26 protein-coding genes are annotated in these 26,816 nt (G+C 35.2%); 7 read left to right on the top strand and 19 right to left on the bottom strand.

What is annotated here, in order from left to right:
* The 9 genes from WD055_02265 to WD055_02225 all read right to left on the bottom strand — a co-directional run.
* Nucleotides 1-847: hypothetical protein (locus WD055_02265; protein MEX0849027.1), on the bottom strand; the 847-nt coding region annotated here is incomplete at its 3' end.
* Between the two features lie 456 nt (nt 848-1,303).
* A complete protein-coding gene (locus tag WD055_02260) occupies nt 1,304-2,590 on the bottom strand; it encodes a hemolysin family protein (protein MEX0849026.1) in 1,287 nt (428 codons plus the stop codon).
* 46 nt (nt 2,591-2,636) lie between these two features.
* Entirely contained in the window at nt 2,637-4,499 is a 1,863-nt protein-coding gene (rpoD, locus tag WD055_02255) for an RNA polymerase sigma factor RpoD (GenBank protein ID MEX0849025.1), read from the bottom strand.
* Between the two features lie 26 nt (nt 4,500-4,525).
* Nucleotides 4,526-6,295: a DNA primase gene (dnaG, locus tag WD055_02250; protein ID MEX0849024.1), complete on the bottom strand. Its 1,770-nt coding sequence runs from the start codon at nt 6,293-6,295 to the stop codon at nt 4,526-4,528.
* Nucleotides 6,292-7,068, bottom strand: coding sequence for a prolipoprotein diacylglyceryl transferase (locus WD055_02245; protein ID MEX0849023.1), 777 nt, complete (start codon nt 7,066-7,068; stop codon nt 6,292-6,294). Before WD055_02245 ends, dnaG begins: the two co-directional genes overlap by 4 nt.
* A gap of 24 nt (nt 7,069-7,092) precedes the next feature.
* Nucleotides 7,093-7,644 carry a hypothetical protein gene (locus WD055_02240; GenBank protein MEX0849022.1) on the bottom strand — a complete coding sequence of 184 codons (552 nt, stop codon included), beginning with the start codon at nt 7,642-7,644 and terminating at the stop codon, nt 7,093-7,095.
* Nucleotides 7,645-7,664: 20 nt separating this feature from the next.
* Nucleotides 7,665-8,354: a hypothetical protein gene (locus WD055_02235; GenBank protein ID MEX0849021.1), complete on the bottom strand. Its 690-nt coding sequence runs from the start codon at nt 8,352-8,354 to the stop codon at nt 7,665-7,667.
* A 170-nt stretch (nt 8,355-8,524) separates the two neighbouring features.
* Nucleotides 8,525-10,354, bottom strand: a complete 1,830-nt coding sequence (gene mnmG, locus WD055_02230) for a tRNA uridine-5-carboxymethylaminomethyl(34) synthesis enzyme MnmG (GenBank protein ID MEX0849020.1) — start codon at nt 10,352-10,354, stop codon at nt 8,525-8,527.
* 164 nt (nt 10,355-10,518) lie between these two features.
* A complete protein-coding gene (locus WD055_02225) occupies nt 10,519-11,244 on the bottom strand; it encodes a hypothetical protein (GenBank protein ID MEX0849019.1) in 726 nt (241 codons plus the stop codon).
* A gap of 200 nt (nt 11,245-11,444) precedes the next feature.
* On the opposite strand from WD055_02225, the gene mraY reads away from it, so the two are divergent.
* The gene (gene mraY, locus WD055_02220) at nt 11,445-12,509 is read left to right on the top strand and encodes a phospho-N-acetylmuramoyl-pentapeptide-transferase (GenBank protein ID MEX0849018.1); all 1,065 of its coding nucleotides are present in this window, start codon (nt 11,445-11,447) and stop codon (nt 12,507-12,509) included.
* Here the strand turns inward: mraY and WD055_02215 are convergent.
* From WD055_02215 to tgt, 4 genes are all read right to left on the bottom strand, one after another.
* Entirely contained in the window at nt 12,496-13,812 is a 1,317-nt protein-coding gene (locus WD055_02215) for an amino acid permease (GenBank protein ID MEX0849017.1), read from the bottom strand. The two genes, mraY and WD055_02215, sit on opposite strands and share 14 nt — an antisense overlap.
* A 13-nt stretch (nt 13,813-13,825) precedes the next feature.
* Complete coding sequence (locus WD055_02210; GenBank protein ID MEX0849016.1) at nt 13,826-14,563, bottom strand: RNA methyltransferase; 738 nt, start codon at nt 14,561-14,563, stop codon at nt 13,826-13,828.
* Nucleotides 14,564-14,575: 12 nt separating this feature from the next.
* Complete coding sequence (locus tag WD055_02205; GenBank protein ID MEX0849015.1) at nt 14,576-15,118, bottom strand: hypothetical protein; 543 nt, start codon at nt 15,116-15,118, stop codon at nt 14,576-14,578.
* Between the two features lie 473 nt (nt 15,119-15,591).
* A complete protein-coding gene (gene tgt, locus WD055_02200) occupies nt 15,592-16,722 on the bottom strand; it encodes a tRNA guanosine(34) transglycosylase Tgt (protein MEX0849014.1) in 1,131 nt (376 codons plus the stop codon).
* A gap of 229 nt (nt 16,723-16,951) precedes the next feature.
* On the opposite strand from tgt, the gene WD055_02195 reads away from it, so the two are divergent.
* Together WD055_02195 and WD055_02190 are read left to right on the top strand one after the other, a co-directional pair.
* The gene (locus WD055_02195; protein MEX0849013.1) at nt 16,952-17,374 is read left to right on the top strand and encodes a hypothetical protein; all 423 of its coding nucleotides are present in this window, start codon (nt 16,952-16,954) and stop codon (nt 17,372-17,374) included.
* Nucleotides 17,375-17,769: 395 nt separating this feature from the next.
* On the top strand, nt 17,770-18,495 hold the full coding sequence (locus WD055_02190) for a hypothetical protein (GenBank protein MEX0849012.1): 726 nt from the start codon (nt 17,770-17,772) through the stop codon (nt 18,493-18,495).
* Nucleotides 18,496-18,531: 36 nt separating this feature from the next.
* Here the strand turns inward: WD055_02190 and WD055_02185 are convergent, their stop codons facing one another.
* The gene (locus WD055_02185; protein ID MEX0849011.1) at nt 18,532-19,188 is read right to left on the bottom strand and encodes a queuosine precursor transporter; all 657 of its coding nucleotides are present in this window, start codon (nt 19,186-19,188) and stop codon (nt 18,532-18,534) included.
* A gap of 88 nt (nt 19,189-19,276) precedes the next feature.
* Between WD055_02185 and WD055_02180 the strand changes: the two genes are divergently transcribed.
* Both WD055_02180 and WD055_02175 read left to right on the top strand, forming a co-directional pair.
* On the top strand, nt 19,277-19,783 hold the full coding sequence (locus WD055_02180) for a hypothetical protein (GenBank protein MEX0849010.1): 507 nt from the start codon (nt 19,277-19,279) through the stop codon (nt 19,781-19,783).
* 99 nt (nt 19,784-19,882) lie between these two features.
* Nucleotides 19,883-20,509, top strand: a complete 627-nt coding sequence (locus tag WD055_02175; protein ID MEX0849009.1) for a hypothetical protein — start codon at nt 19,883-19,885, stop codon at nt 20,507-20,509.
* Nucleotides 20,510-20,529: 20 nt separating this feature from the next.
* Here WD055_02175 and murB read toward each other — a convergent pair whose 3' ends face one another.
* Nucleotides 20,530-21,507 carry a UDP-N-acetylmuramate dehydrogenase gene (gene murB / locus WD055_02170; protein ID MEX0849008.1) on the bottom strand — a complete coding sequence of 326 codons (978 nt, stop codon included), beginning with the start codon at nt 21,505-21,507 and terminating at the stop codon, nt 20,530-20,532.
* Nucleotides 21,508-22,110: 603 nt separating this feature from the next.
* The gene (locus WD055_02165) at nt 22,111-23,034 is read right to left on the bottom strand and encodes a rhodanese-related sulfurtransferase (protein ID MEX0849007.1); all 924 of its coding nucleotides are present in this window, start codon (nt 23,032-23,034) and stop codon (nt 22,111-22,113) included.
* 153 nt (nt 23,035-23,187) lie between these two features.
* On the opposite strand from WD055_02165, the gene WD055_02160 reads away from it, so the two are divergent.
* Both WD055_02160 and WD055_02155 read left to right on the top strand, forming a co-directional pair.
* The gene (locus tag WD055_02160; GenBank protein MEX0849006.1) at nt 23,188-23,580 is read left to right on the top strand and encodes a vitamin K epoxide reductase family protein; all 393 of its coding nucleotides are present in this window, start codon (nt 23,188-23,190) and stop codon (nt 23,578-23,580) included.
* Between the two features lie 12 nt (nt 23,581-23,592).
* A complete protein-coding gene (locus tag WD055_02155) occupies nt 23,593-24,033 on the top strand; it encodes a DoxX family protein (protein MEX0849005.1) in 441 nt (146 codons plus the stop codon).
* A gap of 159 nt (nt 24,034-24,192) precedes the next feature.
* Here WD055_02155 and WD055_02150 read toward each other — a convergent pair whose 3' ends face one another.
* The 3 genes from WD055_02150 to WD055_02140 are packed head-to-tail and all read right to left on the bottom strand — an operon-like array spanning nt 24,193 to nt 26,511.
* On the bottom strand, nt 24,193-24,990 hold the full coding sequence (locus WD055_02150) for an ABC transporter permease (protein ID MEX0849004.1): 798 nt from the start codon (nt 24,988-24,990) through the stop codon (nt 24,193-24,195).
* Nucleotides 24,987-25,769, bottom strand: a complete 783-nt coding sequence (locus WD055_02145; protein ID MEX0849003.1) for a hypothetical protein — start codon at nt 25,767-25,769, stop codon at nt 24,987-24,989. Before WD055_02145 ends, WD055_02150 begins: the two co-directional genes overlap by 4 nt.
* Nucleotides 25,756-26,511 carry an ABC transporter ATP-binding protein gene (locus WD055_02140; protein ID MEX0849002.1) on the bottom strand — a complete coding sequence of 252 codons (756 nt, stop codon included), beginning with the start codon at nt 26,509-26,511 and terminating at the stop codon, nt 25,756-25,758. Before WD055_02140 ends, WD055_02145 begins: the two co-directional genes overlap by 14 nt.
* Between the last annotated feature and the right edge of the window lie 305 nt (nt 26,512-26,816).

Genomic DNA, 26,816 nt, shown 5'->3' with positions numbered 1-26,816 from the left:
TGCAGCATGGTTTACATTCTTTTTTGCAACAAGAGGTTTTACAACAGCTTTTGTTATTACATGATGAACGTGTCACTTCAGTAGATTCTCCACGTAGATGCAGCGCTGTTTGCAGCATGAGATGTTTGATTTCTTTTGTTAACTCTGTGCTGAAACTGTCAAGATAAAGAGCAACATTTTCTTCAGCATCTTTTGATGTGAGATATTCATATTTTAATGCTTGAGATGCAACATTCATAATGCTTGCAAGAATATCTGCAATGCTTTGGCCAATCAACTGTGGATCTTCAGGGCTATGAATGATTGCAAATAGATCGTGGAGCATTTCATGCAATGAGTGTAGGATGCCGGTTTGCAGTTCTTGGTCATCTTCATCAAGTGAGACTACAATTTCGTCAGTTTCTTCTTCACTTCTATTGAGTAATGCTTCTAGTTCATCAATAGATACTGCGCGAAGGTAGTTGTGCATTGAGCGTGCATTTTGGGTTACGGTGTTACGGATTGCATCTTCAATTGATTCGCCTAGTTGGTCAAACACCATACGCATTTGTTCAACTTCATCGGCAGTTAAAGGTGCACCTTTTTGTACCGCATTTGCAGCAACATTTAAAATACCTGCAAGCATTTTGCCCACATTTTGTAATACATTTGTTTTTTCATGAGGATTTTTTATGAGTCTTACCAATCCCTCTACAACTTCGCCAACGCTGGACAGGATTCGTCCGGTGCGTCCATCTTTTGAGGATTCTATCGGTGTTTCCGCTTGTATGCGGCAAGGGGGTTGTGATGTATTAGTTATCATAGTTGCCAAAAGGCAACACATGCCCAGATGGATATATTTTCTCATCTGTTCACTCCTTTTTAGTTAATAAATGAAAAATAGTTCATGATCCAATATACACTCACAGTATGGGAAAATGGCAACAGTTTTATGTTTCGATGGAATCAATTGACTTGTGGCCAAGAGCTATTGAATGATGATGCCTTTAACGATAGTTTTTTTTAGGGATACTTGGGATTTATTTTTTATATTGAGAATGAAAATTGTTATATAAAAGACATCATATTCTTTTAGTGTTAACATTTTGCAGATACTGTTTTATTGATATAAAAAAATAAAAGTGATTATGAAAATAAAAATTTTATTATTCTTATTCATATGCTTTTTATGGGACAAAATTGATTGCAGGTTCACATGATGGAACGGTAAAGATTTATGTTTTATTTTGTGATTTGGCAGCACCGGAGCATGATAAAGAAATCAAATTTTGGATATTTATGTTTTATTTAACGTGAGGTTGGTTTAAGCTTTTTTTTCTTGAAAAATCAATACCTGTAATACACGTTTAGGGCTTGCCTTTTGTACTTGAAAGTAAAAGTTTTTATATGAAATGCGCTCACCTTTTTTGGGCAAGTGTTGTAATTGTTCTGCAATAAAACCACCTAAAGTATGTACGGTGTTGGTTACAAAGGTGATATTTAGAAGTGGCTCAATTTCTTCTAATGGAACACTTGCATCCACAAGCCATCCATTGTCTTTTAATGATATGATTTTTTCAATTGGTGGTTCGTGTTCATCGCTAATTTCGCCTACAATTTCTTCAAGGATATCTTCAAGTGTGATCAGGCCGATAAGGCTACCATGTTCATTGATTACCATGGCCATATGCATATGTTGCTCACGGAATTCTTTCAGAAGTTGATTAATTTTCATACTTTCAGGCACGAATGTAATAGGGCGAATGAGATCTTTGAGCGGCTGGGTTTCATTTTTGGTTAACAGGTTGATAATATCTTTGAGATGCACAATTCCCATAATATTTTCTTTGCTTCCTTTATACACCGGCAATCGTGTAAACGTATGTTTTACAAAAAGTTGGAGTACTTCTTGAATGGTAGTGTTTACATTTGTAGAGATGATGTCCATTGCAGGAACCATAATTTCTTTTACCGGTGTCAGTCCGAGCTCAAAAATGTTTTCGAGCATTTGGGATTTTTCACGCTCCATAAGACCTATTTTGCGAATATAATTAATTAAGAATCGTATTTCTGATTCGCTGGTATCCCAATCGGTTTGAGATTCTTTTTTTCCACCAATTAAATGCATGATTGTATCAGAAAATTTAATTAAGACGGTAACAAGTGGATATAATAATAAATAAGCTAAATTAATGAGCCAAAGGATGGACATGAAAAGCCCTTCGCCACGATTTTTGGCTAAATTTTTTGGAATAATTTCACCAAAGATAATAATGGCTAGAGTCGCTACAAATATGCCAAGAGAAAATCCTAAGCCACCGGAAAAGTTGAGATAGGAAAATAACGTTTCAGTAATATGTGTGGCAAGTGCTGCTGTCGTTACATCAGCTAAACTGTTTGCAACAAGAATAGTGATTAAGATACGTTGTGGATTTTTTTCCAACGCCTGAAATAGATGCTTATATTTTTTCGTTGCCGTCGCAAGTTCTTTTAGCTTAAATAAGCGCAAAGCGGTAATGCTTGTTTCCAAAAATGAAAACAAGCCACGTACGCACAAAGCGCCGGCGAACAACACTAATGAATTACTTAAATTACTTATTTGAGGTTCCATTAATTAGCTCTTTATATGTTTTTCATATTATTTTGCCAACTCTATTTTATTCAATTGAATCTTCAGACGCAAGGATATCCTCTAGTTCTTTATCAAAAAATGATCTCAAGCGTTTGCTACGTGATGGATGACGTAATTTTCTTAATGCTTTGACTTCAATTTGTCGAATGCGCTCACGTGTAACAGAAAAATCCTTACCCACTTCTTCCAATGTGTGTTCAGAGGCAACATCAATGCCAAAGCGCATTTTGAGCACTTTTTCTTCACGAGGAGTTAATGTTTTTAAGATCTCACGAACTTTTTCTTTTAAATCGTTACTTGCCACTGTATCAGATGGTGAAAAATCATTTTCACTTTCAATGAAATCTTTAATATAGGCATCATCACTGTCACCAACAGGTGTTTCAAGAGAAATAGGTTCTTTTGAAATTTTGATGATGTTTTTTATTTTTTTCTCATCTAGATTCAATTCTTTTGCAAGTTCTGCATGAGTCGGTTCGCGGCCGTGCTCTTGTATAAAGGTGCGTTTGATTTTGTTGATTTTATTTAATGTTTCCACCATGTGAACCGGAACACGTATAGTACGTGATTGGTCGGCGATTGCACGGGTAATTGCCTGACGAATCCACCAAGTAGCATAAGTAGAGAATTTATAGCCGCGTTCAAATTCAAATTTTTCTACAGCTTTCATTAAGCCGATATTACCTTCTTGAATTAAATCTAAAAAGTGTAATCCGCGATTGACATATTTTTTTGCAATGTTGACTACTAAACGTAAGTTTGCACGAGCTAAATCATCTTTTGCTCGTTTATCACTACGTTGTGCAGTTGTAAGTTGGCTATAATATTCAGCTGTTTTTTCCCAAGGAAGTCCAATTTCAGCTTCAACTTTTTTTATACTTTTTTGTGCCATGCGCATATTGCGTTCAAGTTCTGCAATAGTGAGTTGGTCTTGTTCATTCAAAGAAGTTTTTTGTGCATAAGCTTCTAATTGCTCATTGCTAAACCGTATAATATCTCGTCTATCATTAATCTTTCTAACAAGTTTTTCTAATTTTTTGCCAAGTTTGCGAATAAGTTTGTTTGAAAGTTTGATAGAGCGTATGGTGTCGCCAATTTCTTTTTTATTGTGATGGACTTTTCCAAGCATTTCCAGTTTTTTTGCTTGGGAAGTTAATTTTCCACGATAACTTTGATAAATTTTGTCTTCATTTTCAATGAGATCTTTTATTTTTCTAATAGTATCAAGTAATGATTTTTGTTCGGCATCAATTTTTGGTACGTTTTCTTCGTCAAATTCTTGGAATTGAATTATGTCTTTTAATTGTATGGTTTCTTTGAGTAAACGATCTGCAATTAAAACAAATTCTTTATGTATGATTGGAAATTGTGATAAAGACTCAATAGAGGTTACTTTGGCAGATGAAATTTTTTCAGCAATAACTTTTTCGGTTTTTTTATTTAATAAAGGAATTTTACCGATATCTCTCAAATAACATTTAACCGGATCAGTGATTTGGGCGCCATGACTCATGGTGCGCTCGTCTTCTTCGTCTTCTTCATCCTCGTCAATGTCGTCAGAGTCACTACCTATAGTGTTTAGTTTTGCTTTGATTTCTTGTAATTTTGGTGTATCGATATCTTCGTGATCAAAAGCAGGATCTTTTCCATCAGCATTGAGCTCTTCTTGCATCATGAGTTCAATATTCTCTTTTTCGAGTATTTTTAATAGTTCGTTTGTTTCTTTTTCACTAAGATGGTTTTTATCACCAAATTCGATGACTTCTTCATATGAAAGGACTTTTTTGTTTAATTTAGCCCGTTCAATAAGCTCATTTATAATTTCTTTTTTTAAGTCTAAGCCTTTAGCGTTTGTTTTTTTTATAGACTTTACCGGTTTCTTGACCATGATATTCCTCTTTCCTTAAAACTTTTTTACTCTTTTTGTAGCATTTTCTGTTTTAAAGCAGAAAATTCATGTATGAGTTGCTCAATTTGTTCTTGATCGCCATCCTGTTTGGCATTTTCAAGTTTGATTTTTATATCATTTACGATTGTTTTCCAATGTTTTTTTTGTAATTGAGCTACAAGCCGTTCGAAATCATGTGATTTCACCTCACCATTTGAGTCTAATAGAACATGGCTTACCATCTGTTTTTGCGTATCTTCCATTTGATCAAATAGAGAAGTTAGGCCAAGATCAGGCTGTTCTTGATGGATACGATCAGCAATTTTTAAGATATTAGTAAGATTGTGAGGCAATAATGTATAAATATACGGTCTATTATGCTCATTTAACAACGTTATGTCATTTATTATACCAGAAAATATCTTTTTTTCTAATTTGGGTATTGAATCGAATGTATTAATACTAATATTTTCGATTGGAATATTTTCTTCTTTTTTTTCCAGAACAATTTTTTCTGAGGATATTGGTGTTCGTTGTAATTCATTTTTTAAAGTTGTGTAAGGCATTTCAAGTTGCTTGGATGCTTCTTGTAGCAGAACATCTTGTTTAAGGGGGTCAGAAAGATTGCCAATTACTGCTATAATTTTACGTGCAATTTTTAATTTTTGACTGAGAGGCTTTTGGTTAAATTCTCCTCCAACAGTTTGAATGAAAAAATGGAAAATATCTTCAGATTTACGAATGAGATAAGCTAAGTCAATTTTTTTTGCTAAACAAGAAGCTGGGTCTTCTCCGGTTGGTAATTGAATGATTTTTATTTCTAGTTCAACTTGCCAGCATAATTCGGCTAAGCGTAAAATAGCTTGTTGGCCGGCTTTGTCTCCGTCATATACCACGTATATATAGTCAACATAGCGAGCAACTTTTTTTAAGTGGTCTAAAGTGCATGCAGTTCCTAAGATTGCTACGCTATTTTTATATCCATGTTGAACCATGGCTATACAATCAGTGTAACCTTCTACTAAAAAAAGCGCATTTTTCTTTTGCATTGATTCTTTGGCTAAATCAAGACCATAAAGGAGAGACCCTTTACTAAAGAATTCATTTTCGCGTGAATTGTAATATTTTGCGCGAGTATCATTTTTTTTGTATATACGTCCACCAAAACCACAGTAGTGGCCTAAATGGTCAGTTATAGGGAATATAATGCGCTCTTCATATGGTGAATATAATACTGTGTTTCCTTTGCTTAGAATGTTCGCATCGATTAAGTCATCGGCTAAAATATGATGATTAGACATGAATTTAAGCAGTGACTTGATAGTTGCAAGTCCGCTAGGAAAATAACCAATATTAAAATATTCAATACATTCTTTATCAATGCCGCGTCCATATAAATAACGTAATACAGCAGGACTTTTAAGAAGTGAATCATGACACCATTGTGACATGAGCTCGCATATTTTGAAATATTTTTTTTTCTCATCAATAGATTGACTGTAATTGCTATTGAATTCTTCAGGAAGTTCGAGTTGATATTTTTCAGCCAACAGTTTTGCAGCTTCAATTTGTGTGCAATTTTCTATGCGTGAAATAAATGCAATTACATCGCCGCCAACATGGCATCCGAAACAATAACAGATTTCTTTATGTGGACTGACAGTAAAAGAAGCGGTTTTTTCATGATGAAAAGGACAGCAACCTTTATAATAATGCCCGGCCTTTTTTAAGGTTATATATTCACTTACTACATCCAAAATCGAAAGTTTTTGTTTGATAAAACTGAATATGCTCATGTATTGTTATTTTTCCGTGAAATTATAATAAAGCCAATTAAAGAACCGATTGTTATGCTGAGCGCGATCCATTGGTGTATTGACAGTAGCGTATTTGTTTCGAAAAATTCTTGATCGCCTCTATAAAAGTCTACCACAAAACGGTTTAAACTTACTAGCGTAAGATATGCAAACATTAATAGGCCCGGTTTTTTAAGTCTGTATTGTGCGATATAGTGTAAGAAAATAAAAATTAAAAAAAGGCCTAATGCGCTATACAGTTGCGTAGGGTGCAATGAGCAAAAAGTTGGAGCGAGTGTGTCTTGCGTTTTATAAATGATTGCCCAAGGCAATATCGCCGGTTTGCCAAAGCAGCAACCGGCAAATAAACAGCCTAATCGTGAAAATGATTGCAGTAATGGAGCATAAATTGCAAGTAAATCTAGAAAGGGTAGCACCGGAATTTTATTTTGTTTTAAATACCAAGAGAGAACAAGTAACACCGTAATTATTGAACCCAAAATGGAAAGGCCGCCTTTATGTACAGCACATATATCAAACCAAGATGAAATGTCGTTATAGTTTCCTAACAGATATAATAAGCGTCCTCCAATGACTCCTGACAAAATAGTTAAACTGAATACATTTAGTAGCAGTTCGTCTGAAATAATAGCCAAGCGTTTATGATTTCGTTTTATGAGATAAAATGTGGCAATTGCACCGATAGCAATTATAAAGCCATAAGAGTAAATGCAAAATGGACCGTAAATATGAAGCAGCGTTCTTGATAACATACTATTCACTCTTTTTATTTAAAGTTAATGTATCTTCTTTTTTTTAATTGGCTTGCTATTTTTAATTAATACATGCCAATCATCCTCCCATGAAAAGGTTATTTCAAATTTTTCTTTATCGCTAGGCATTTCAAATTCAACCGTTCTTTTCCCTTTTTTAAAGCCATTTAAAAAGTTGTAGCTATAAGAGGTGGTCAATTGGTCATTGGTGATATTAATTTTTTTTTCTTCTCCCGGTTGAATAGTTTGATCATTAATGGTAAGTGAAAAATCGGGAGTGTAGGAAGCAAAGCATTTAGAGTATGAAATCATTTCTTTTGTGATGCTGTTTTTGACCGTTACAACGCGCGTAGTTTTTTTATTTTTTTGATTATTGGCTTTGTCTAAAGATGCAGTGGTGTCCGATAAAGAGGCAGGTGTTACCTTGATAGGAGGAGTGTTGTTTTGAGTCGTCACGGTATCTTTTTTCTGTTGAATCATTAATGTATCAGAAGAAATAAATGACGTTCTTATAGTTATAATAGTTAAGGGGAACGCTAGGAATAATAATGCGTATGCAAAGAGCTGTTTATGCATAATGAACAATCTCTCACAGATTAAGCGTAATTATATGCAGCTTCTTTTAGGGTAATACGCATGTTGAGAATGTTTTCATGTTCAACATTAATCGCGAGTTGTTGTTGCCCTGCAAGATAATCAATATCCAAGATAATGTCAGAGCAATTTATGCTGTTATGAGAAGGGTCAATGCGTGTGTGGATAGTAAAAGTTGTTTTTGCAAATCGTGCCATAACTTTGCGATAGACATACAGTTTAGCCTTGTTGTAGGGGTTCAGGATGTAGGTATCTAAAAAGTTTTGGAAATCTTTTTTTGGCATAAAATGTTCAGTTACCAAATCTCGAAATGTACCAAGCGAAAGTAAGCGTTCATTATTGATATGCTTGAGGGTGAGTTCCCAGCTTTCACCGGTCTCAACATTAATCTCATCGCCATGTCGTGTTTGATATTCCTTTTCTTCTGCACGAAGAATAAGTGGCGTTTCTTGAAAATGTTCAATGCACTCTTTTTCATGTTTATCTAATTGAGCATCACCATCTTTTTGGCTCATGAGATCAAGTTCAATAAGATCGCAAACGTCATTTCTGAATTCAACTTCGCGCGTGCTTTTGTTGTTTTGTTTTTCATGTTTTATCATAGTATCTATTTTATGAGTTCGAGCAATCATTTGTGGAATAATCATAACAAATAACAATATAAAACCAAAAAAATTATTTATTTTTACCATTTTTTACTCCAGTTTCATTTTCTTATAATAATATACATATTCTACCACTTTAAAAAACGATTATGTATTGTTGAGAAACATAAGTAGCAGATTAGCACTTTTTCTGATAATTACAATTATACCATAGTCGTCCAAAAAAATAAAAGGGTAACCTTTCTTTAGAAAATATTTTATTTAATGTTTCTATTATTCATTTTTCTGTTGAGATCTCTGATTCTGAAAATCAATAAAGAGACTGCTGCCGGTGTCATACCAGGTATGAGTGCAGCATCGGCAACTGTTGCAGGCTTATAACGTTTTATTTTTTCTTGCAGTTCTTTTGAAAGTCCGGGAAGGTTTTCTATTTGTAAACTTTTTGGTATGGCCACAGCTTTATATTGTTCTCGGCGAGTAATTTCACTTTCTTCTCGTTTTAAATATGGTGCATACATGAAGGTTGCTTGAACAGTTAATACAGCACGTTCTGAGAGTGTTCCAACGGCATGTTTTTTAATTGCATTTTTTGGACAAGTATCATGAGCAAAAATTTGCAGGAGTTCGTGCGGTTTAAAGTTTGACTTGAAAAATGTAATTGTTTTTTCAATTGATTCTTTTTCTTTGCAAAAATCGGTATATAGCTGTTCGGTAATCAGTCCCAGTTTATATGCTTTGTCGGTTAGTCGTAAAAATGCATTGTCTTGGCGCAGGATCAATCTGCGTTCAGCGCGTGAAGTAAACATGCGATATGGTTCATCGATACCCATGTTGATTAAGTCATCAATCATGACACCAATATAGCTTTCAGTGCGCTCGAGGATGAATGGGTCTTTGTTGTTTATTTTTAAATGAGCATTAATGCCTGCGATTAATCCTTGTGCTGCCGCCTCTTCATATCCGGTTGTTCCGTTAATTTGTCCTGCCAGATATAGACCTGGAATTTTTTGTAGTTCTAATGTTGCCTGTAGTTGATTTGGATATACAAAGTCATATTCAATAGCATAACCAAGCTTGGTTATAATCGCATTCTCAAACCCTTTAATTGAACGAATATATTCCTCTTGAACATTGGCAGGAAGTGAGGTGGAGATGCCATTGGGGTACACTTCGGTCATGTTTGCATCTTCAGGTTCAACAAACACATGATGAGATGATTTATCGGCAAAGCGTGAAATTTTGTCTTCAACTGAAGGGCAATAACGTGGGCCAACGCCCTTAATGTTTCCGCTATACATTGCAGATAAGCTTAAATTTTTACGGATGATTTCATGCGTTTTTTCATTAGTATGTGTGATATAGCATGGGTGAGTTTTATCTACTTTGTGTGGATAAAACTCAAACAAGTAATCTAAGTTATCAGCTTCTTGGCATTCCATTTTTGAATAATCCAAGCTTGAATGTAATAGTCTTGGTGGTGTTCCTGTTTTTAATCGTCCGATATTGAGTCCGGAATTTCTAAAAAAAGCTGCTAATGTTTTTACCGCTTTTTCACCGCGACGTCCACCATCATATTGCTGTTTACCGATATGAATTTTACCATTTAAAAATGTACCGGTAGTAATGATAATTGCGCGTGTGTGCAAAATTGTTTTATCATGCAATTGTAGGCCGACGACATTATTATTTTTATCTAGAATAATATCATCTACAGTGCCTGCAATTAACGTTAAATTTTCAAGTTTTTTTAATGTTTTTTGGCTCAATAAACTATAAGCATGTTTATCAATTTGTAGTCGTAGACCTTGAACTGCTGGACCTTTGCGTGTATTGAGCATGCGCGCCTGCAGGTAGGTGTTTGTGCATAGTGTTGGCATTAAGCCACCCATTGCGCTTATTTCAAAAACGAGGTGTCCTTTTCCAATGCCTCCAATTGCAGGATTACAAGGCATTGAGCCGATTGTGTTGAGGTCTAAAGTTACCAGTGCTGTTTTTGATCCCATACGTGCTGCAGCATGTGCAGCTTCAATGCCGGCATGGCCGCCACCAACAATTATTACATCGAAGTGAGTTTTATTTGTAATCATTAATTTTTGCCTACGTGAATCATTTAATTGAGTATATAGAAGTCCCTGGAATATTCTTCCAGGGACCAGTTTACCGAGTTAGTATATGCCAAGCAAGTAATTGATTTATATAAAATCAATATAACACTCCATTTCCCCATATTGGGAAAACAAAAAAAAAGTTTTTATAGTCGTTTGCGAATTATACGTAGTAGTTCACCGGCGCTGAGCGTTGTTGTTTGACACTCTTTGCGTAGTTCTTCCAGTGCTTCTCTCATGATAGCAAATGCTTGGGCAAGATGAATTTCGTGAACTGTGTTATCAGCGTCATTTTCATCAAACATTTTACGATATTGCGGTTTGATTTCAATGGTGATGTCATATGATAGAGCTATTTTGTAGGCTTGTTCCAGATAGTTATCAATAACTATGAAGTTCTGGTTTGCTATGATTTTATCAACGACCGGCTTGAGCGTTTTTGCAACACGAATTGCGGACGGTTTACCTTGTAGTGAGTTGTTGAGTGTTTTGTGCAATAAATCAAAGTGCCCTTTAAGTTCGTCGCCAACTTTGAGCAATAGAGTTAAAAGCTTGCAATAGTCACTGTAGGATAGATTTTTTTGATTAAGTTCTTGGACTTCTTGTCGAATAGGGTCAATAAATATAGTTGCGGCTTGCTCTATAGCAGTATTGATTTTTGCGCACGTTGATTTGAGCTTTTCATTGCTATTGGGATCCAAAAGGCCACTGAGCTGTTGCTTGAATAGGTCTACAGACTCTTCAAATTTGCTAAATACCTCTTTTATTGAAGATTCGATCATCACTTGGTCGTTATAACTATAAATTGATGAGCTTATTCCTAGTACTAAGATAAAAGTAGCTGTACGCAGCTTTAACAACATTGATTTCATAATATAAAGTCCTTATGTTAACTGATATGACGATAACCTCTCATGTTGATACTATTCAGTTTATGTAGATGTGAAATTTAGTCAAATGGTATACAAAAGTATTGATTTAATCGGTGCTTTTGCCTATGATTAAGCATGCTTATTTAGGAATAATATTTTTCACACAGGCGTTCTCTTTACCTATTTTTATCAGGCTTACGATGATTTATCACTTATCTTTGCTTTTAAAACCCTATTTGTCATTTTTGAACGTAATCCATTATGTTACGTTTCGTTCGATGGCATCATTATTGACCACTTTGTGTAGTACAATTTTGTTCGGTAGATGGTTTATTGGCAAGTCAAAACAGTTTTTTAGATCTTCTGCACGAGAGTTTACTCCCGAAACGCACCGAGCAAAAGATAATATGCCCACCATGGGCGGGTTGTTTATTATTGTTGTCATTGGCTTGAATAGCTTGATGTGGTGTAATATATATGATCTAAAGGTGTGGCTTTTTTTATTGTTAATAAGTGGATTTGGGCTTATAGGTTTTTGGGATGATTGGCAAAAGATTAAATATAATAGAGGGATTTCAGCTCGACTAAAGTTTGGTCTGCAATGTTTGATTGCGCTGATTGTAGTGGCACTGCTGTTGGCTACCGGGCAGGTAGATCCTGTGGTATGTTTTCCATTTTTTAAATGCGCATGCGTGTATCTTGGTATTCTGTATCTGTTTTGGGCTATGTTTATAATCGTTGGATGTAGTAATGCAGTAAATCTTACTGACGGGCTTGATGGATTAGCTATTGGTTCATTGATTCCTAACTTTGCAGTTTTTTCAATAATTTCATATTTAGCCGGTCATCGATACTTGTCAGATTACTTATGTATTCCATTTACCCATACTGATCAAATGGCGGTTATTGGTGCAATTTTAGTAGGTGCATCTTTAGGTTTCTTATGGTTTAATACCTATCCGGCACAAATTTTTATGGGCGATGTCGGTTCATTAGCTTTAGGCAGTGCTTTGGCCTATCTTGCATTAGTGTGCAAGCAGGAGATGTTATTGCCAATTGCGGGAGGTCTTTTTGTTATTGAAACTATTTCAGTTATTATGCAAGTCGCTTCATTTAAGTTGTTTGGCAAGAAAATATTCCGTATGGCGCCAATTCACCATCATTTTGAACTGTTAGGTTGGCCTGAGTCACGTATAACTGCTCGTTTTGGCATTATCTCCTTTGTGCTGTGCCTGCTTGCTTTAATGACGCTTAAATTACGCTAGTCTGTTTTTTTGATGTATAGATAAACATGCTTATCCCAATGAGCATGAGTGTTCCAAAAATGATTAATGATTGCGAACCGCTTTGGTAAAAGCTGTATAAACATGACATTAAAAAGAATATGCAGTTAAGCAATCCAAACAATGGAATCCAGATCGGTGTCTTTATTTTATTCTTTAATGCTATAAGCAATAGTGAAAAAACACTCAACGTATAGGCTATACTACATCCAAAGGCAGCAATTTGTTGTAATGGAATTTGACGTGCTTGTGTACCAAAAAGGTAAGCAAGGAAAATAGCCCCTTCTGCAAGAATACAGGCATAAGGAGTTCCCCATTTGTTTTCCTTAAGGAATTGTTTTGCTTGTATGATATGATTATTATGCGCTAAAGTGTGGAGATTCCAACTGTTACTGAATATAATGCCAAAGGCGCCACCAAGTGCAGATGAGGCAATAGCTACATTAAATAAGCTTTGTAGGTTATTGATGAGTATTGTGTTACTGCCAAAAAATTTAGCAAGCAGGAGAGGAAACGCATTTAAAAAACTGGGAGCAGTGTGTAGTTCAGATCCTAAAATGCCATAAAAAAAGAATTGATACAGTATGTTGATAGTCATTACGATTGTATAAGAAATCAATATCGCTCGAGGTCCATTTATGCGCGCATTTTTTATGTTGTTGCTCAATGAGGTTGTCGCTTCAAATCCAATTGCTGCAAAAAGTACGAGTGGGATGGTACCGGTAAATTGTGACCAATCAAATTGTGATGCCGTATAATTGCCGGGAGATAACAAAAATAGGCCACTAAATAGTACAAAAAATATGGGTATCAGTTTCATTATTAAGAACACAATTTGCACCGATTTTCCTGCTTGTAAATGCAACATGTTCAGTGCTAAAAAAACAAAGAGCATTCCAATATCAAGCGCAAAAATATTAATCTGTGACAACATGGGGATAATCTGTTGCAGTAATAACATGGAAGCATGAATCATAATGGTAGCTGATGCAAGTTTGCCGATAAAATAACTCCATGAGCTGATAAAACCTGCAAGTGGATGAAGCTCGTTTTTTGCATAGGTATAAAATCCGCCTGAAGGATAGATATTGACTAGTGTTGCAATACTTAAAATGAGAGGGAGAATTAAGATTGCCAAAGTTGCATAGGCAACAAATCCGGCAGCGCCGACCATGTGTGCCAGCACTGTGGTGTTGATAAATAGTCCAACGCCAACCATAATGTTGAGGTTGATAAAGATTGCGGCTATTAATGATAATTTTTCAAATTCTTTTACTTGATTCATGATTTTTCCTTTTTTATATATTGAATGCCAAATATAATACAATTGAGCCGGCAATTGCTGCATTGAGACTTTCTGTATTTCCCGGCATTGCTAATGTGCATTTTTGTTCACACATATCAATCCATGTTGATGGAATTCCATCAGCTTCATTGCCTACAACAATAAGAGAATTGTGCAAATCAAGTTTTTCCGGCGATTGGCCATCTTTCACAACGAGCGCACACAGTTTAAGATCTTTTTTTTGTTGTAATAGTTCGTGCCAACTTAATACAAAAATATTAACAAATGCTAATGTACCGGCTGTTGATTGTATAACTTTTGGACTCCAAACATCTGTGCCATCGATAACAACAACAGTTTTTATATTCATTGCAGCAGCGGTGCGAATTAAAGTTCCCATATTGCCTGGATTGGTAATGTTTGCAAGCACTAAACCGGGAGTTAATTGCGTGGTGGGATTTTTGGGTATTTTAAAAACGCATAGTAAACCCGAGGGTGTTTTTGATGTGCTTATTTTTTGCATTACTTCGTCTGAAACGATTGAGATCAGTTCTCGCGCAATATCAAAGTGATTGTTATCAAATGTTTTTTGTGTCAGATACAGTTGAACCGGTTCATAGAGATCAAGTAATGTTTGAACAGTTCTGGCGCCTTCAGCAATAAATTTATTTTGTTCTTTACGGTTTTTAGCTTTTTTTAAATTGTCGACCAGCTTTATCTCAGGATTTTGACGAGAGGTTATTGTTTTCATAGTTTCTTTTTTTTATTGTATAACACAGTTTGTTTTTTTTTGTTTATCAAATTTGTTTTCAAAAGATGTTAGTTTGGTTGTATCTACTATCTGATTTAATCGTTGTTTTATTTCTTTTAATTTTGGCTTTCCTTGATAAGAAACTGTGCATAATGGTTTGTCCCATGCATCAAATGCAATCAAACTTTTTCCTAATTTTATAGAGCTCGTTATACGTGCATAAGTGGCCTCTGGTCGAGATTCAGGATCTAAGTTTTGTTGATATTTTTCTATGAGCTGAGAGGCCTGAATATGATCAGGATTTAATTCATTTGTTTGTATGATGTTCCATTGCCGGTCATAAAAACTGACGCAGCTTCGGTTGCTTTGTAAAAGCGGTTTAATATCTTCATGAACTCTGTCAGCGTCATATTTGGTTGTGCGATAGCCGAGGGCAACATGTATTAATGTTCTTTCGGGCATATGAATTTTAAAGTAAGTAGCATTTTTGATTATATTTTCTTCAGCAGCATTAATTAAAAAAGGTACTATTAAAAGGAGTAATATTTTTTTCATAGCTAATCCTATTGGATTTTAAAAAAAATTAATAACTTTTAAAGTGTACTATGCGTGCTATTAATATGCAAAAGCAAAAATGAGCATAGCTTTGTGGGGGTATCAATATCGAAAAGCTAAAGTGTAGACGACTTTCTTTTTTTCTATGTCGATTGTATGTTTTATTGTGACGTTATTTTTGTTTTGATTTTTTTTAAAACCATTGAAATTATATGATGAAATAATTTTATCAAAATCCCATATTGAGTATGGCTTTTTAAATGAGACATTGCTGCTATATGCCGGTTGTTGATCAAAGCGTGTTATGATGGGAACTGTTTTGCTATTACGAAATAGCTTGTTTTCTTCTATACGAGCGTATAATAGTATATTACTGAAAAATACAAAAAAGCATGTTTTGCGCACATTAAGATCCTCCATTTGATCTTAACATTATCATATATGCTGATTAGGAGGCAATGCTATCAAGATTGTTATAATTCATCATTTAGAATGCGCTGCCTGAATTGTTCCATCAACTTGACCATGAAACAAAGGTTGTGAATAGTTGCTAGTGTGTAACCGGTCATCTCTTTTGCTTTAAACAGATGATGTAAGTATGCCATTGAATAATGTGTACAAGTATAACAAGCGCATTGAGGATCGGGCGCTAACATATTCTGTTTTTGTGCAGAGTTCATAATTTTAATCATACCATTAAAGCTGAACAATAATCCATGACGTGCACAACGAGTAGGATGTGAACTATCGAATGTATCGATGCCCAATTTAATACACGGTTCAAGTGAGGTCAAGTCACCAATACCGAGTAAATGATTTGGCTTCTCAATTGGCAACATAGGTGTAACATAAGAGAGCATTTCAAACATTTGTGCATGATTTTTGCCCAGCGAACCGCCAATTGCGTGTCCATCAAATGGTAAAGCGGTTAAGTATTCGCAACTTTCTTTACGCATAGCCGGATCAATACCGCCATGAATGACTGAATACATAGCCTGTTGTTGTGGATTTTTTAAATGATAATCAAGTGAACGCTTTTCCCAACGATGTGTGCGATCAAGTGAATTGCGTAATGCTTGAGGATCAATGTGATAGGGTGGCAGTTCATCAAATGGAATAATAATGTCTGCGCCTAGATCTTTTTGCGCTTGTATTGATGTTTCAGGTGTTAATAAAATTTTGTCACCATTGCGATATGAACGGAACAGTACACCTTCTTCAGATATTTTAAGCACGCCATTATCGGACTTTTTTTTACCTTTTGATTTCAGTTCATCTTTCACCGTGCCATAAGCTAAACTGAAAACCTGAAAGCCACCTGAATCGGTAATGATTGGTTTGTTGCGATTAATAAATTTGTGTAGTCCACCGGCTTTTTTTACCGTTTCGGTTCCCGGTTGCAACATTAAATGATACGTATTGCAAAACATTAATTGTAAGCCGATATCTTCAGCCATTTTGCTATCAAGTGCTTTGAGCGTGCCATTGGTGCCTACAGCTACAAAGTTTGGTGTATCTATAATGCCATGTGGTGTGTGTATGCGGCCAACACGGGCACGAGATTTTGATGATTGGTGAATTAATTCATATGTAAAGTAGTTCATACCTAAAAGTGTACAATAATCGACCAAATAGGCAAGCTTGATTTCTATATGAAAACATTTAGCTGTTTTAATATGTTTTTACCATTCAAATTTGACTTTTTTTTTTTTGGCGGCACGCTGGTTTATGTAACGATTTTTCTTGCGATTTGAGTCAATTACAGGAGAATCTCAATGATTGCATAGGGTAATTATTGGTATATTATTAATAAACGTTTTCAGGAGGAATTTTATGAAACGTTTTATGTTGATCAGCTTAATGAGCTGTATGTTTGTTGGTCAGGCTTTTTGTATTGATGAGCCTGTTGAGTCGGAAGATAACTCAGCAGTGGTTGCTGAAGGTTCTGATAATGCAGGATGGAAGCACAATGCAAACAAGCTTGTTTCTAAAAAACCTGTTCAGTGGAGTTTAAGAGGTGCACAGGTTGGTGCTACAGCTTCTCTATTGGCAGGTGTTCTTGAGGCAATAGACAAGACACAGTATGGTGGCTACACTTTAAGTAATACTTTTCCGCGTATGTTTGCTTCAGAAAAATTTTGGAGAGACACTGCAATGGGAACATGTGCCGGATTAGGGATAGGGTTTATTGCTTATTTGTTATACGATTGGTATAAGAATCGTTCAGATACATCTGTTGATAAAACCAGCAGCTAATAACATAAGCATATGCTTTACAGATATCTGTAATTAAGAACAGAGTAATAAAAAAGAGTCGGTTTCATGCCGGCTCTTTTTTGTACGTTCACAAGCATAAAAAATCTAAAAAATGTGTACAGTTTATATAGTCAACTAGTCGATTTGTACAAAAAAACTGATTAAATAGGTTTTAGGTCGTTTTATGCTTCCCTGAAAAGCGCTATTTTCTATATGAAAACATTTAGATGGTTCAAATATGTTTTATAATTCTAATTTGACATTTATTTTTTTTTGAGGCAAGCTGGTTTATGTAACGATTTTTCTTGCGATTTGATTGAATTGCAGGAGGATCTCAGTGGTCACATAGTGTGATATTGGTATATTATTAATAAACGTTTTTCAGGAGGAATTTTATGAAACGTTTTATATTGATCAGCTTAATGAGCTGTATGTTTGTTGGGCAAGTTTTTAGTTTTGATGATACACCTCTGGATCGTGTAGTTTCTGCTTATGAATCTGTTCAGGATACAGTTGGTGCACATCCAATGATAACTGGTGGTTTTCTTGCAGGTGCGACAGCATGTTATACCTTAAATGAAATTCGATCTGCAAATAGAGATGCGCAGCCGGTTAATTGGAAAAATCTGTGGATGTCGGGTGCTGTTTCCAGTACGTTAGGTCTATTTTGGTTAGATCAAATCTTATCAAAGCAAGAACCTTCACAAGATCCTGGGTTAGCTATCGAAATGTGTGCTCACGGATTGTTCATGTGCAAAACTTTTTGTTTGCTAGCTATGCATCTAAATCGTTATCCTTCTGAGGAAGTTTCTGTGAAGGCTTTATTAGCTTCATTACTAGCAGGGATTAATGTGGGTTGTTCATCAAAACTGGATGGTGAGCTTTTTAGTTTATTAAGGGTCTCGTCGGCTCTTTATCCTGGAGCGGGTATTTTTAAGTTTTGTGGTGATGCTGATCTTCGACAAGAAATAAGAGATAATGCCGCTAGAATGCGAAGAGAGCGAGAAGCGAGAAGAGAGCGAGAAGCTAATAGAATACGCCCTGGATCTGGTGAATTAACTAAAAGTGCTTATAAGGTGAATAGAGCCACTGACCTAAAAGAGCATAGCAATAAATTGTAAGTTAAATAAAAAGAGTCGGTTTATTTCGGCTCTTTTCTATTTCTTTATCCATCGTGCAAAAATCAAAAATGGTGTTGCCAGTCCAACAATAGCTAGCTTAATAACATAACTGACTAAAATAATGTGCCACACATTTTCTACAATGCCGTATAATCCCAAAAAACTGAATAAAATAGTATCGAGTAATTGACTGATTGAGACTGAAATATAATTGCGCATGATATAAAATCGTTGATGCATATGTTTTTTTAAGTAGCCATAAAGTGTGGCATCAAAATATTGTACAATCAAATAAGTGATTAATGAGGCGCCAACGATGCGCGGAGTTGCTGATAAAATTGCACAATAAGCTGATTGGGTCATGTCGCTTGCAAGAGGAATATAAAGCAGATGCAGTTGTGATACGATTGCAAACACAATGGCAATAAAAAAACTGATCCAAATGGCGCATTTTGTATCTTCTTTTCCATAATATTCTTGTAATAGATTCAATCCCAATAATCCACCAATTGCATATGCGTCACTTGCAGTAGCATCAAAGCTACATAAGCATATCTGTTTTAATACAAAAAGATTTGCAAAGATAGTCTGCATTGCGACAAAGGTGATTAATGCTTGTTTGCCCATGCGTAATGCAATCAACAAAGTTCCGCTGATTAATAATGCTTGCGCAATAAAAATAAGTTCGTTCATATGGTGAGTTCCATTTTATGATTATGATTGTTAGAATATAGCACATTGACAGTATTTGTTCTATTGTATCACATAAAAAGGAGTTCTTATGATACGATCATATACATTATCATGCATGTTGCTTTTAAGCATGGCCAGCTTACAAGCTTTTCAGTTAACTTCAGAAAATCTTTGGGAAATTGATCGTTGTTGGCGTGCAATTTTTGATGAACAGATTGAAAATTGGCAACATGACAGAAGCGCTCATTCGCAACTGGAAGATCTAAAAAAAATACTATTAACGATTGATGAGGCTGATGCTGAAGTTGCAGGTCAGTTGATTATGCATTTATGTCAGGGAAATTTATGGGATAATTTTGTTGAATATAAAAGTGTTGATACTACCGTTGCATATCTTGATTTGCTAAAGACAGCACTGCAGCATTTTATTGGCGGTGCAGAATGTACATTGGAGTTCCCTCCAAAATTGCATGAAATTGATGAAAATATGGGCAGTGGATCATTAGATAAAATGCAGTACTTGGCAAGAGTACGACAATCATTTTTGGCATTTACCATTATTGTTTCAAAAATGGATTATTTGGCTCGACAATAACTTTGTGGTTGTATTATATAAAACATTGATTCGTCGGCGATAACTTCCCTATCCTATAGTTAAAGACGCATGCTGTCTTTATAAAAAACTGGAAGGTTTATGGAAGTTATCGCTTTTTTGTTGATTATTTTTTGGTCAAGTTTGTTTTATGCGGCTGATACTGATGGTGTATTTTCTGATCAGCAACGAGAAGAGGCTCAACAATTTATTAATGAAAGTTTCAGTGTGCTCAAACAGAGATTAGAGAAAAGTGCGCATCATATATTAGCAGAAGAGCATTTTGTAGAGTCCAAAGCTAATGAAGCATTAAAGCAGGCTGAATCTATAGATTATAATGCTTTGAGTACCCTTGATAAAAAACGTATTGATGCGCAAAATGCTTTATATGAAGCAAAAAAATATGAAAATAGTTTAAAACAGCCACAAAAAGAGATGCAACATTGGGATAAAGAGCATGAAAAAAGTGCGCATGCACTCAAGGCGTTTATGCAATTGACTGATGCGTGGGTATTATATGAAGCTGATCCAACAGATATGAAAGTGTATGCCATGCTGCATAAGTATATACAGAAAATGGCGGTGAATCTTACAGATAAGCCTAAAGTTTCACAATCATTTGTCGGAGGTGGATATGATAAAGATGATAAAAAAAATAATTATTATGATGTTGATCGTATATTTTTTTTAACACTTTATTTGCTTGATAAAGATTTACAAGAGGCGTAAAAAATAGATAAAAAACAGATTTAAAGTAATGGATGTTCATCAAATCCGAGCAGACGGCATTCCGGCTGAGGAATAATGTTAAAATGTTCTTTTACTAATAGTTGCATTTCGCGTGCCAATTGAATGATATCGTTCGTTGTTGCATTACCGCAATTGACCAGCATATTTGCATGTTGCCATGAAACCATTGCATCACCTTTTTTCAGTTCTCCTTTGACGCCGATTTTATCAAGGTAATAGGCAACATAGATCATTTTTTTGTTATTACTTTCGATAGTGACTTCATCAGGGTAGAAATTACGGAAAAAACTGCCGCATGTGTTTTTGTTCGGATAACGCGTTGTGCGATGACGAATGATTTCTTGTGCTCGGCCTTTTGCAAATGCGGTTTGTATCTCATTGGTTGATGTTAATGCAAATGTGGCATCGACTAAATAGTATGGTTCATGATGAAGTCTTGAATTGTTATAACCAAACTGAAACCAATCATTGGTAACTTCATGAATCTCACCGGTATGTTTGTGTATGACATGTGCTGAAACTAAAAATTGGGAAAGCAAGAATGAAAAATAATGTAAGTTAATAAAAACTGAGCCTCCGACAGTGCCGGGAATACCGCTGAATTCTTCCAGGCCGATGATGTTGTTGTTTAAGCAATGATCAATTAAATCTTGCATAACAACACCGGCACCGGCAGTTACACAGCCATTTTCATGAATGAGTATTTCATTGAGTTGTGGTTTGATGACGAGTCCGTTTATCCCGGTGTCACTGATTAAAACATTGGCACCTTGACCAAGGAGTGTAATGGGGAGGTCATGTTGCTGTGCATATAATAAAGCTTCTTGAAATTCGCTCTTGTTTTCAGGTGATACAAAAAATGCAGCATTGCCACCGGTTGCGAACCAATTTTTGTTATGGAGTGGTATGTTTTTCTGGATTAAGTTGTTGTTTATTATTGATGGATGGTGAGTCAGTTTTTTTTTAATTTGCTTCATGGATTATGGAGGCTCCGTTTAAAAATAAGGAAAAACATGAGTTAGTGGATCCCTGCCTTCGCAGGGATGACAAAGGGCGCAGGGATGACAAAGAGGATGTAGGGATGACAAAGAGGGTGTAGGGATGACAAAGAGCGTGTGATGATTACAACGTGTAATGACTGCACTTTGTGGTGATTGCAAGGAAGGGTGTTCAGAATCAAGTTTATGCATAGTTGCTAACATAGATACCATGATTGATGGCAAGGATAGTATCTATATTACATTATCTTACGCAATAAGTTTATGTATTAGGCATCTTTTGAAATTATAGTTATTTAAAAAATTATGTAGTGTGGTTTATTACGAGTTAAATGCCCCTTTGTCATCCCTGTGCTCTATTTGCAATTTCAATTCTTTCTTTGCCATTTCAATTCTTTCTGTGTTGCCTCAGCGCTCCTTTTGTCGTCCCTGCGCCCTTTGTCATCCCTGCGAAGGCAGGGATCCACTAATTAAAATTTTCATTATTTTGGTTTTAAAATAATGAAAATTATGCATTCTAAGGATAGTTGCTTTATATGATGTATAGATTATAGGTAGATATATTTATATTGTTCTAAAACATTACAATGAGCATGCACTTTGCATAACTTTTTTAAGTGGCTTCTTGCGACAATTGACTTTTCCGGAAGCAAGTAATTCATGGCATTGTGTGCTACAGCAATTTTCATATGCAGAAATACATGCATTGCAGCCAATAAAATGTTTATTACAGGTAACATTATAGCAATTAGTATAATCATCACATGGTTTATTGCAAAGTAAGCATGTGCCTAAAATATCATCATTTATTTTTGCCGCAATACGTCCATCAAAGACATAGTTTTTCCCTCGAAAGAATCCATCAGGATGTTTTTCAGCATAGCGATGAATGCCGCCTTCAATTTGATATACTTCTTTTGCGACATTTTTTTCTTTGAGGTATGCCGTTGCGCGTTCACATCGAATACCACCTGTACAATACATTAACACTTGTTTGTCTTTGAATTCATCAAGATGTTGATCAATGTATTCAGGAAATTCTCTAAAATGTTTTAAATCAGGAATTATTGCATCTTTGAAGGCACCGATTTCAGCTTCGTATTTATTACGTGTATCTAGAATGATTAAATCTTCAGGTTTGTTTTTCAGTAATTCATGGGTTTGGTCCGGTGTTAAATGTACGCCGGTATTTTCAATGTTGGCTGCATCTTTTGCACCAAGATGTACAATTTCATCTTTGATTACAATGCGCATGCGAGGGAAGCATTCAGCGTCGCCGGGACTTTCTTTGAAATCAGTATTTTGTAATTGTGGATGATTAAGCATAATATGTTTATAGCGTTCGCAAGATTCATCAGATCCGCCAACGGTTCCGTTTATTCCTTCTTTTGCGATAATTATGCGTCCGGTAAGGCCTAAATTGTCACAAATTTGACGTTGCCATTTGAGTATGCGTTTGGGGCATTCAAATTGTGTATAGTTATAAAATAAGAGAATTTTTCCCATGATTTTTCCTTTGCGTAACGAATTCCACTTTACTCCTATGGTAGCATGAAATCATATGAGCGTCGAGTGGGATGATCATATAATCTTGTATTGATTTTTTGAGACTGCTAAAGATAAAAGAAGTTATTTTTATTAAAAAAAAGGAGTCAGTAGATGTTGTTATCAGTGGTGGTTTTATCAGTTGCAGGTTTGGGAGTTTGTTTGTACGGTTTTTATGTTGAACGTCAATTGCAGATTGATCATACGTATAAGGCTGTATGTGATTTGTCCGATCAAGCATCGTGTACCAAAACGTTTTTGAGCCCATGGGGGAAGTTACTTGGTATTTCCAATATTTATGTTGGGCTTGCGTTTTATTCGGTAATGCTTGTATTGGGAGTGCTGCATTTGACCTGTTTGGCATTTTTAGGTGCAGTTGGTGCTTGTATAGGTTCTTTGTTTTTAGCCTATATATTATATACCAAAGTAAAAACATTCTGTTTGATTTGCACTTCGTTATATGTGATTAACGCTTTATTGTTATTAGCTACCTATCATTGTATTTAAAAGGAGATATTAATGTTTAACTTTTTACTTTCAAATGTACAAAGTATGGAACTGGGTTTGTTATGTTTGCGTGTTGGTATCGGTTTAATTTTTGTTATGCACGGTTGGGGAAAAATAATTGACGTGCAACAATGGCATTGGCTTGGTTCGCAAATGTCACATTTGGGAATAACTTTTTTACCGGCTTTCTGGGGATTTTTAGCTGCGGCAGCAGAATTTGTTGGTGGGTTATGTTTGGTCTTTGGTTTTGCAACACGTATTGTTTCAGTAATTTTGGTTTTTCAGATGATTATTGCATTGTTGTATCATTTTAATAATGGTGACGGATTTAAAATTTATTCGCACGCACTTTCACTATTGATTGTTTTTGTTGGGTTATTCCTTACCGGTCCGGGTAAAATGTCATTGGATTATTTTTTGCACAGTAAAGAAGATGTGCAAAATAAGTTATGAATACTGATGTTACATGTGATATAAGTATTTCAATATTTACTTGTTTTTTGTGTTTGGTGTAAAATTCAACATGCAATGTTGAATTTTACACGCCTGCTGTGATTAGCTGTCTAATTAATAATATTGGATAAAGGTGAAGTCAATTGAGTAATTATCATATTAACTAACAGGATCCATTTTTTTATTGAAAGAATAGTATGCAGTTATATAAAACAAAAATGAAAATCCGAGTAATCCAATAACGCATGTAGGTATTGAAAAATAAAGTTCCGATCCGGTAATTGCACGGCGCAATCCTTCAGTGACATATATAAATGGATTGAGCAAAACTATATAACCGGCAATGTTTGAAACTTGAAAAATAGTAAACCAAGGGACCCAAAATCCACCCAAAACAAATAATGGAATATTTACTCGAATCCATAGGCTGCTAATTTGTCGTGTACTTTTCATAATGCATATTGCACATAAAGTATATGATGCTATGCATAAGCAACTTAAAAAAGTAATCAAAATGACATATGCCCATGATGTTTGGTTTGTATCAAAAGATTCGCCTAGAATTATTTTACAAATAAAAAAGAAGGGCGACAGGAAAACGAATGCAAAAAGTGTGTTGAATATAATATGCTCAAGTAAAATCAAACTTGGCCCTAAACGTGTGATTTGAAAATCAATATAATGGGTTGTTTCACGGTCGTAGAGTAAGGTTGAAGTTAAATTGAATGTAATGTTTAATATTATTAACAATACATTTCCTGACAAAAGCGTGATCATAAATACATCTGCATTATCTGCGCCATGCATGATAGTTTTGGGTACCAAATATCCAAAAGTAATAATGTAATTAAGTGGATACAGAACGGTATAGTTAATCAGATAAAATGAGATTCGTTTGCTATACACATAAAAATCTCGCCAAAGAAATGCCAAAAAAATTTGTAAATGTGCTATCATACCGGATCCAATCGTTTTTTTATGCTGGTATTTAAAAAGAACATGGTAGTCATGGTAAAACTGACAATTGCAATTAAGCAAAGCCACCCATTAATAAATTTGTTGCCTCCAATAAAACCAAATCGTAAACCTTCGCATATATAGGTTAATGGATTGCAGAGCATTGCGTAGGCAAGTAATGGTGTAATAGCGAATGCTTGTTGCCAAATAAAAAATGTTGATCCAAAACTGAACATAGGAGATAATCTGCGCGACCATACATTATCTAAAAACCAGTTGTATGTATAATGTACACTAAAAAAAAGCATAAATATGCCAAAGAAAAGAAGGGATGCAAGATATATCAAAATAAATAATATAGGGTGTGGTTGCACAAAAACTATTTTATTCTGCAGTATAAAAAGACCTAAAATTAGTAGCGGTGCAATAATAATGGTGGCTTCGATCATAAAGGTGGTTATGTATGATGCAAATACCCAGAATTTATTGACCGGTAAAGTCAGGAGATAATAAAGACGCCCTTTATATTTAATTTCATTTATCATGTTAACAGCTAAGCTGAAACCGAACATGAAAAAAATATTGAAAAAAATATTAACAAACATCGGCCCAATCATATCTGCAGGCATGCCCAGTGCGGGCAGTAAATAACCTGTTGTCGTAACGATGATAAAACACATAAAAAGCCCGTCTATTAATTTACTCCACAGTTTGCGTTTGAGTAGTAATATGTCACGATGCAGCAATGCAAAGAAAACATTAATATTATGAGATTTCATCTTGGTACTCTTTGGTTAACTGTAGGAAAATTTCTTCAAGATTTTTCAGTTCATGTTTTTGTTTTAAGGTGTGCAATGATTCAACAAGCATGATCTTTCCTTTGTGCAGCATGCACACACGATCGGAAAGATATTCCGCTTCATCAAGATAATGTGTGGTTAAAATAACGGTAATGCCACGAGTTTTTAAATCACGAATAATATCCCACAGTTTGCGGCGAATGTCAGGATCAAGGCCAACAGTTGGTTCATCTAAAATGACAATTTTAGGATTATGAATAAGTGCGCGTGCAATTAATACACGTTGTTTGTTACCCCCTGAAAGTTCTTTGATTGCAAAGTGTCGATATTTTTCCAATTCAAGTTGCGCTATTAATTGATGAGTTTTTTTAGTTGTTTCTTCTTTTGGTAACAAAAAATAGCGTCCGGCAAATATGAGATTTTCCTCAACGGAAAGTTCCATATCAAGATTTTGATGTTGTGGACAAAATCCTAAGTTATTGCGGTAATGATTTAAGTTTTTATAAATTGATTCATCATGAAAAAGTACATCACCTGATGTTGGTGGATGTAAGGTTGCCAAAATTGATGATAGCGTTGTTTTGCCTGCACCGTTAACGCCAAGCAGACCGAAAATTTCACCTTCAAAAATATCAAGATTTACATTATCAAGAGCGACCACTGTTTTTTTTGAAGTTTTATATACTTTAGACAGACTGCGAATTTTTAATATGGGCTGCATTGATAGGCCTTAACATGAAAAAAGAATCTAAAAATAAACATAAATTGATTTTAACATGATTGTTTTTTTATACAATGATAAAAACAATCATGTTTGTTGTTTTGTTGTCATTTTATCCTGCGTTGCCAGAAAACTGCGAAGTTTATCTCGTGGATGAATGGCCGTAGAGCCCTTCGAAGTTTTTAGCGAAGAAAGCTTGTGCGTCGTAGGATGAGGCTATGAAGGATTTCGCGTGATGGACCCGCAGCTTGCCTATGCATTACCCACATTTTATCCTTTAAAAAACATATTTTTTTGTTTTAGGC

It is taken from the genome of Candidatus Dependentiae bacterium, assembly GCA_040878395.1.
Lineage (GTDB): Bacteria > Babelota > Babeliae > Babelales > Vermiphilaceae > JAKBEL01.
Note: the sequence above shows the minus strand (reverse complement) of the source record. Positions and strands in the feature narration are given on the sequence as shown.

Coding starts and splice junctions, on each gene's coding strand:
- WD055_02260 (MEX0849026.1), bottom strand. CDS start 2,590: ATGGAACCTCAAATAAGTAATTTAAGTAATTCATTAGTGTTGTTCGCC.
- rpoD (MEX0849025.1), bottom strand. CDS start 4,499: ATGGTCAAGAAACCGGTAAAGTCTATAAAAAAAACAAACGCTAAAGGC.
- dnaG (MEX0849024.1), bottom strand. CDS start 6,295: ATGAGCATATTCAGTTTTATCAAACAAAAACTTTCGATTTTGGATGTA.
- WD055_02245 (MEX0849023.1), bottom strand. CDS start 7,068: ATGTTATCAAGAACGCTGCTTCATATTTACGGTCCATTTTGCATTTAC.
- WD055_02240 (MEX0849022.1), bottom strand. CDS start 7,644: ATGCATAAACAGCTCTTTGCATACGCATTATTATTCCTAGCGTTCCCC.
- WD055_02235 (MEX0849021.1), bottom strand. CDS start 8,354: ATGGTAAAAATAAATAATTTTTTTGGTTTTATATTGTTATTTGTTATG.
- mnmG (MEX0849020.1), bottom strand. CDS start 10,354: ATGATTACAAATAAAACTCACTTCGATGTAATAATTGTTGGTGGCGGC.
- WD055_02225 (MEX0849019.1), bottom strand. CDS start 11,244: ATGAAATCAATGTTGTTAAAGCTGCGTACAGCTACTTTTATCTTAGTA.
- mraY (MEX0849018.1), top strand. CDS start 11,445: ATGATTTATCACTTATCTTTGCTTTTAAAACCCTATTTGTCATTTTTG.
- WD055_02215 (MEX0849017.1), bottom strand. CDS start 13,812: ATGAATCAAGTAAAAGAATTTGAAAAATTATCATTAATAGCCGCAATC.
- WD055_02210 (MEX0849016.1), bottom strand. CDS start 14,563: ATGAAAACAATAACCTCTCGTCAAAATCCTGAGATAAAGCTGGTCGAC.
- WD055_02205 (MEX0849015.1), bottom strand. CDS start 15,118: ATGAAAAAAATATTACTCCTTTTAATAGTACCTTTTTTAATTAATGCT.
- tgt (MEX0849014.1), bottom strand. CDS start 16,722: ATGAACTACTTTACATATGAATTAATTCACCAATCATCAAAATCTCGT.
- WD055_02195 (MEX0849013.1), top strand. CDS start 16,952: ATGAAACGTTTTATGTTGATCAGCTTAATGAGCTGTATGTTTGTTGGT.
- WD055_02190 (MEX0849012.1), top strand. CDS start 17,770: ATGAAACGTTTTATATTGATCAGCTTAATGAGCTGTATGTTTGTTGGG.
- WD055_02185 (MEX0849011.1), bottom strand. CDS start 19,188: ATGAACGAACTTATTTTTATTGCGCAAGCATTATTAATCAGCGGAACT.
- WD055_02180 (MEX0849010.1), top strand. CDS start 19,277: ATGATACGATCATATACATTATCATGCATGTTGCTTTTAAGCATGGCC.
- WD055_02175 (MEX0849009.1), top strand. CDS start 19,883: ATGGAAGTTATCGCTTTTTTGTTGATTATTTTTTGGTCAAGTTTGTTT.
- murB (MEX0849008.1), bottom strand. CDS start 21,507: ATGAAGCAAATTAAAAAAAAACTGACTCACCATCCATCAATAATAAAC.
- WD055_02165 (MEX0849007.1), bottom strand. CDS start 23,034: ATGGGAAAAATTCTCTTATTTTATAACTATACACAATTTGAATGCCCC.
- WD055_02160 (MEX0849006.1), top strand. CDS start 23,188: ATGTTGTTATCAGTGGTGGTTTTATCAGTTGCAGGTTTGGGAGTTTGT.
- WD055_02155 (MEX0849005.1), top strand. CDS start 23,593: ATGTTTAACTTTTTACTTTCAAATGTACAAAGTATGGAACTGGGTTTG.
- WD055_02150 (MEX0849004.1), bottom strand. CDS start 24,990: ATGATAGCACATTTACAAATTTTTTTGGCATTTCTTTGGCGAGATTTT.
- WD055_02145 (MEX0849003.1), bottom strand. CDS start 25,769: ATGAAATCTCATAATATTAATGTTTTCTTTGCATTGCTGCATCGTGAC.
- WD055_02140 (MEX0849002.1), bottom strand. CDS start 26,511: ATGCAGCCCATATTAAAAATTCGCAGTCTGTCTAAAGTATATAAAACT.